Below are 4,973 nucleotides of genomic sequence, written 5' to 3'. Positions count from 1 at the left end.
CCTCCACACCTCTTCCGGGAGTGCGGGTCCGGGACGTGCGGTGGGCGTCGGCACGCCAGCGCTGCGCCGTCTCGCGGACGACGCCGAAGCGGCGCATCAACTCCGACGCATCCGCCCCGGCTGCGGCGGCGCGTCGGCCTGCTGCGGCGCGTTCGCGCTGCCCGTCCGGCGGTAGCAGCCCGGCCCGGACGTCGACCAGCTCGACTCCGAGGCGGTGACGAAGCGCGGTCCGTTCGGCCGGGGTCGTGCCGCCGGCGATCCCGTCCGGCAGCGCCTCCAGGGCGTAGTCCAGGCACTGGGCGCGGACGGGGCAGCCGGCGCAGACGCGCTTGGCCGCAGTGACTTGGCGGTCGAAGGCGGTGCCGCGGTCGGTCTCAGGGAAGAACAGGTCCGGGTCGATCTGGACACACAGTGCGTCCGCCCGCCAGTTCCGGACCTCGTTGCGTGCGGCGGTCATCCGACCGCTCCCGAACCCGCCGGCGCCTCACCGTTCAGCGCGGGAGTGGTCGATTCGTCCACCGTCGACAGGAACGACGCGACCGCATCCGGCAACCCCTGCCCCGCCGGGGTCGCCACGAACAGCACCAGCGCGACCAGCGAGAACACCACCGCACCCATCGGGACGCGGCACTTCGCGCAGATCACCGCGCCGACGATCGCGAACAGGATCAGCACACCCACGCTGCTCATGCCGTGGTCCCGGACTGCGCGGCCCACTCGCCGGCCTCGACGATGGTCCGATCAGCGATGGCCGCATCTGCCATCGCATCGACCGCCTTCGCCGGCACGATCAGTCGGCCACGAATCCGCACCGCGGGGAACTCTCCCGCCGCGATCGCGCGGTAGACCGTCATCGTCGACATCCCGAAGATCTCGGCAACCTCCGCAACGCTGTAGAACCGTGGCGCGGCAGACACCCCGGGGTCCGTTGCCCTCGCTACTCGCATCGTCACTCCGTTCTGTACATGTTAGGAACATGTACTGCACAAGGTAGGTATGAGTGGGGCCTCTGTCAACGCCCGCTGTCTCGCGTTCCTCAAGGTTGCTGCAGCGGAAGGGGTCGGCGGCAGATGACGCGGGGTGACGCGAGATGACGCGGTCGGCGCATCAGGGTTGATTCCTGCAGCTCAAGACGCCATCGTGATCATTACGGCGAACGGGGGAGCAATGCTGAGCCGACTGGCGCAAGCACGTGCCGAACGCGGCTGGAAGAAAGCACGCCTTCTGCACGAGCTTCGAGCCGCCGCTGCACGCCGGAACGAGACGCTGCCCAAGGACGAGAGCCTCGGCCGCACCGTCGCCGCATGGGAGAACCAAGGCCGCGCGGTCGGCGACTTCTACCGCGAACTCCTGTGCGAGGTGTACGGGCAGTCGGCTGCCGATCTTGGGATCGCCGAAACTCCTGCGCCCGCTCCCCAACCGCAAATTGACTGCACTGCAACGGCAACGATCCCGCAGTTCAGCAAGCTCGACTCAGGGCTTGTCGGACTGCTTCGCGGGCAGACCCAGAGCATTCGGCTACTCGACCGCCGACTCGGCGGTCAGTCCATCTTTGAGCAGGCCAGAGCGCACGTAGACAATGTCGAGCGCCTCGTCCGGTACGCGCTACCCGGCGGCCATCGCGACGCAGCCGCCGCCGAGCTCAGCCAGGCCGCCGCCCTCGCCGGCTGGCAGGCTCTCGATCTCGGCAACCTGGGTGAGGCGTGGCGACTCCACGAGATCGCAACGGCCGCGGCCCGAGAGAGTGGCGACGGTGCTGGGCTCGCCTACGCCCGGGCGCAGCAGGCCTATGTGCTGCTCGACAGCGACCGATCTGCTGACGCCCACAGCCTGATCATCGCGGCGCGTGAGCGCCTCGACGGACCCGTGCCGAACTCGCTGGTCGCCTGGCTGCACGCCGCGGAGGGCGAGGCACTCGCCGCCCTAGGGGATCGAGACGCCGCTTTCCGTGCCCTCGACGCTGCCGACGCGGAATTGCCCGATCACGCAGACGACGCGCTTCCCTATCTGATGCTCGACGCCGGTCACCTCGCCCGGTGGCGCGGCCACTGCCTCGCCCGGCTCGGCGAAACGTCCGCGATCGATGACCTGGACAACGCACTCGACGCCATGGGCGAGGGCAACTACGGCCGGGCCGAGGTCAGCCTCCGCGTGGACCTTGCCCTGGCACACAAGGCGCGCGGCGATCGGACTGAGTCCCATCTTCACGCCCAGCGGGCTGCCGACCTCGCTGGCCGGACCGGTTCCGCCCGCCAGCGACGCCGGATCGACGAGCTACTGAGCGCCTGAGCGAGCACCGCGCCCGCTCAACGCCAAGACGTGCAGGAGCCCGACGAGCGACCCAGAATTGACGATGCGGCCCGTCGCGATCAGGTCCGGAACGTCCGCCAGGTCAACCCACTCGAAGCGGCCCTCGTTGACCTCGGTCGCCTCTCCGATGCGTTCCGCACCCCTGGAGAGGAAGACGTGGTGTGCGTTGCGCACCATGCCGATCATCGGCTCGAACGTCACGAGATGTTCTACCGAACGAGCTCGGTAACCCGTCTCTTCCTCGACCTCACGAGCAGCCGTTTCGGCCGGCGTCTCGTCGGGGTCGAGGAGACCTCCGGGCAGCTCCCAGTTCCACACGTCCGGCACGAAGCGATGCCGCCACGCCAGCAGGACACGCTCGCCGGCATCGTCAAGGACGACCGTCATTGCTGCCGCGGGGAGCACGACCGTGTGGTGCTCGAAACGCTCACCCGACGGCATGGAGATGTCAGCAAGGCCGACCGTCACCCACTCGTTCTCGTAGACCGGCCGCTCGCTGTGCACGATCCACCGCTGCGCCTCGTCGTCCGGCCGTGTCATGGAGGAGACGGTATCCGGCCAGATCGACATCACATCCGGCCCCACCGGCTGCGACCCGGAGCTACTGCGGCGCTCTGAAGGCGCCCGCGCCTTGGCGCACAACAACAACGCCTTCATCGACGAGTCGCTGATATGCCTTCCTGACGGTGTTCCGCGAGACGCCGTATTCGGCTACGAGAGCAGCCTCGCTGGGGAGCAGATCATCTACTCCGAACTCTCCTCCGTCGATGCGTTGCGCCAACGCTGCGGCGATCCGCTCGTAGGCAGTCGTGGGAGCCGGCGAGCTAGTGCCGACGACACGGCGACCCTGTCCCGGGACGACCTCGATCCGTCCCTCGTCGACCAGCAGCGCCAGCGCCGCTCGGACCGTCCCACGCGCCACCTGGTGGCGTTCGCAAAGCGCAAGCTCCGAGGGAAGCATCTCGCCTGGTCGCAACTCGTCGTTCTCGATCGACCGACGCAGCTCGTCGGCGATCTTGCGGTAGGTGCCGCGGGCTGCCACGTCGAGACTGCTCCTGTCGAAAGCGATGACGAGCTCGAAGGCTAACCCCAATACGCCTCTCATATGGTCCACCTCGGCCGCGGGCGGTCATCCCCAACGGAGGATCGCAAGCACCTCGCTGGAGCCGGGTCGGCAGACTTCGAGCTCATAACCGCCGCGCCCGTCGGTCGCTCCGCCGTCGAAGTCGATCGCGGCGATGCTGGCCGCGTGCGACTCGAAGGAGTCCGGCTCCTCGATCGAGGCTCGAACCATGCGCGGCCGGCATCTGACGCCTTCGTCACTGACCAGCGTCACCGACCAGTACGAGCCTGCAACATCCGGCGTCGGAGCCGGCGCGATACTTGCCTCCGGCTCGGCCGGTACTGCAAGCGCGCGGACGCGAAGCCGCCGCTGCCCATCGTTCACCAACAGCCCCCAGGACTTGGCCAGCGCGACCGCACGACGCGCCGTCGACAGCGAGACATCGTGAGCGTCAGCGATCTCTTGAGCTGTCGGAGCGACAGCCCCGACCGCCAGCTCGCCGTCCTGGACCTGCTTGGCCAACGCGGCTGCGACGAACTCGTAGGGGTGCGTCGGGTTGGCCCTTGCCCACGCCGCCGTGTCCGCAGCTGTCGGCCGCTGGGGCATCCGCGCCGTCAGGCTGACCGCTGCCCGTTGATCCGCCTCTGACACCCACGCCGCATACGTGCGAAGAGTTGTGATCCCGCCGCCGCTGTGCCCGAGGCGACCGGCGACCGTTCGGATATCCACGCCCGCGGCGATGAGCTCCGTCGCGGTGTAGTGCCGGAGCTTGTGCAGGTTCGTGTCGATCCCGAGCCGACTCACAAGGCGGTCGTATCGCTGTCCATAGGTGCCGGGGAGCATCAAGGTCGACCCATCCGGAGCCCCAGAGAAAACGAAGGAGTCCGGGTCGAGACTCAGTCCCAGCGAGGCCACTCGATCGACACGTCGCTGATAGTGCTCCTGGAGCACCGCGACGGTCTCCTTATCGAGCGCCATGCGCCGTTGCTGATGATTCTTCAGTTCGGCTTCAACGAGTCGACCGTGCTCCTTGCGGATCGCGTGCTCCAGCCAGAGCGTCTCTCGGCCGGGCTCCAGGTCCACGGAGGACCAACGGACCGCACAGATCTCACCCCGTCGCGCGCCGGTCGTCATGGCCACCCAAAGCGTTGCGCCCCAGTCCGCGTCGCGCCACGCCTCGTTGAGGATTCGCGCAGCCTGCGCGGGCGACGGCGGTCGCGGCTTCCCCGCCGGCGCTGCAGGCGGCTCACCCTGCCCGACCGGGCTAGCTCCGACCCACCGCCAGCGCACAGCCTTCCGGTAGGCGCCGGACAAGATGAAATGCATATGCCGGACGGTCGACGCCTCAAGCGGCTTGCACTTGTGGGGACGGCATCGATCGTCGCACTCGTGATCGCGGCCGACGCGATGGTCGATCATCGGCCGGCCGTCGCAGTGCTTCCTGCATCGACGCAGGTCCGCGTAGAACGAATCGAGCGTGTCGGCATCGAGAGCGCCAACCTTGAGGCGGCCGAGCTTGGGCGAGATGTGGTTGCGCACGTACCCGCGGTAGAGCTCCAGGGTATTTGGCGCGCCATCGAACTGGTCGAGGTACTTCTTA

Annotated in this window: 7 protein-coding genes; 1 reads left to right on the top strand and 6 read right to left on the bottom strand. The window is 68.2% G+C overall.

The genetic code is table 11. The features are described 5' to 3' along the window. From PSU4_RS32925 to PSU4_RS30555, 3 genes are all read right to left on the bottom strand, one after another. A partial coding sequence (locus tag PSU4_RS32925) for a WhiB family transcriptional regulator (RefSeq protein WP_147116112.1) occupies positions 1-457 on the bottom strand: 457 nt, incomplete at its 3' end. Continuing rightward, positions 454-690: a hypothetical protein gene (locus tag PSU4_RS30560; protein ID WP_147116111.1), complete on the bottom strand. Its 237-nt coding sequence runs from the start codon at positions 688-690 to the stop codon at positions 454-456. The genes PSU4_RS30560 and PSU4_RS32925, both read right to left, overlap by 4 nt. Next, a complete protein-coding gene (locus PSU4_RS30555; protein WP_147116109.1) occupies positions 687-947 on the bottom strand; it encodes a helix-turn-helix domain-containing protein in 261 nt (86 codons plus the stop codon). Before PSU4_RS30555 ends, PSU4_RS30560 begins: the two co-directional genes overlap by 4 nt. Positions 948-1,080: 133 nt before the next feature. Between PSU4_RS30555 and PSU4_RS30550 the strand changes: the two genes are divergently transcribed. After that, on the top strand, positions 1,081-2,289 hold the full coding sequence (locus PSU4_RS30550; protein ID WP_147116108.1) for an NsdA family TPR-like regulatory protein: 1,209 nt from the start codon (positions 1,081-1,083) through the stop codon (positions 2,287-2,289). On the opposite strand, the gene PSU4_RS30545 is transcribed toward PSU4_RS30550, so the two are convergent. The 3 genes from PSU4_RS30545 to PSU4_RS30535 all read right to left on the bottom strand — a co-directional run. Continuing rightward, on the bottom strand, positions 2,275-2,850 hold the full coding sequence (locus PSU4_RS30545; RefSeq protein WP_147116106.1) for an NUDIX hydrolase: 576 nt from the start codon (positions 2,848-2,850) through the stop codon (positions 2,275-2,277). The two genes, PSU4_RS30550 and PSU4_RS30545, sit on opposite strands and share 15 nt — an antisense overlap. Before the next feature lie 61 nt (positions 2,851-2,911). After that, positions 2,912-3,415, bottom strand: a complete 504-nt coding sequence (locus tag PSU4_RS32070) for a GntR family transcriptional regulator (RefSeq protein WP_147116105.1) — start codon at positions 3,413-3,415, stop codon at positions 2,912-2,914. Positions 3,416-3,439: 24 nt separating this feature from the next. Next, positions 3,440-4,973: tyrosine-type recombinase/integrase (locus PSU4_RS30535; protein ID WP_147116103.1), on the bottom strand; the 1,534-nt coding region annotated here is incomplete at its 5' end.

Origin of the sequence: Pseudonocardia sulfidoxydans NBRC 16205 (genome assembly GCF_007989085.1) — a bacterium.
GTDB classification, from domain to species: Bacteria; Actinomycetota; Actinomycetes; order Mycobacteriales; family Pseudonocardiaceae; genus Pseudonocardia; species Pseudonocardia sulfidoxydans.
This window is presented reverse-complemented; position numbering and strand designations above follow the sequence as displayed.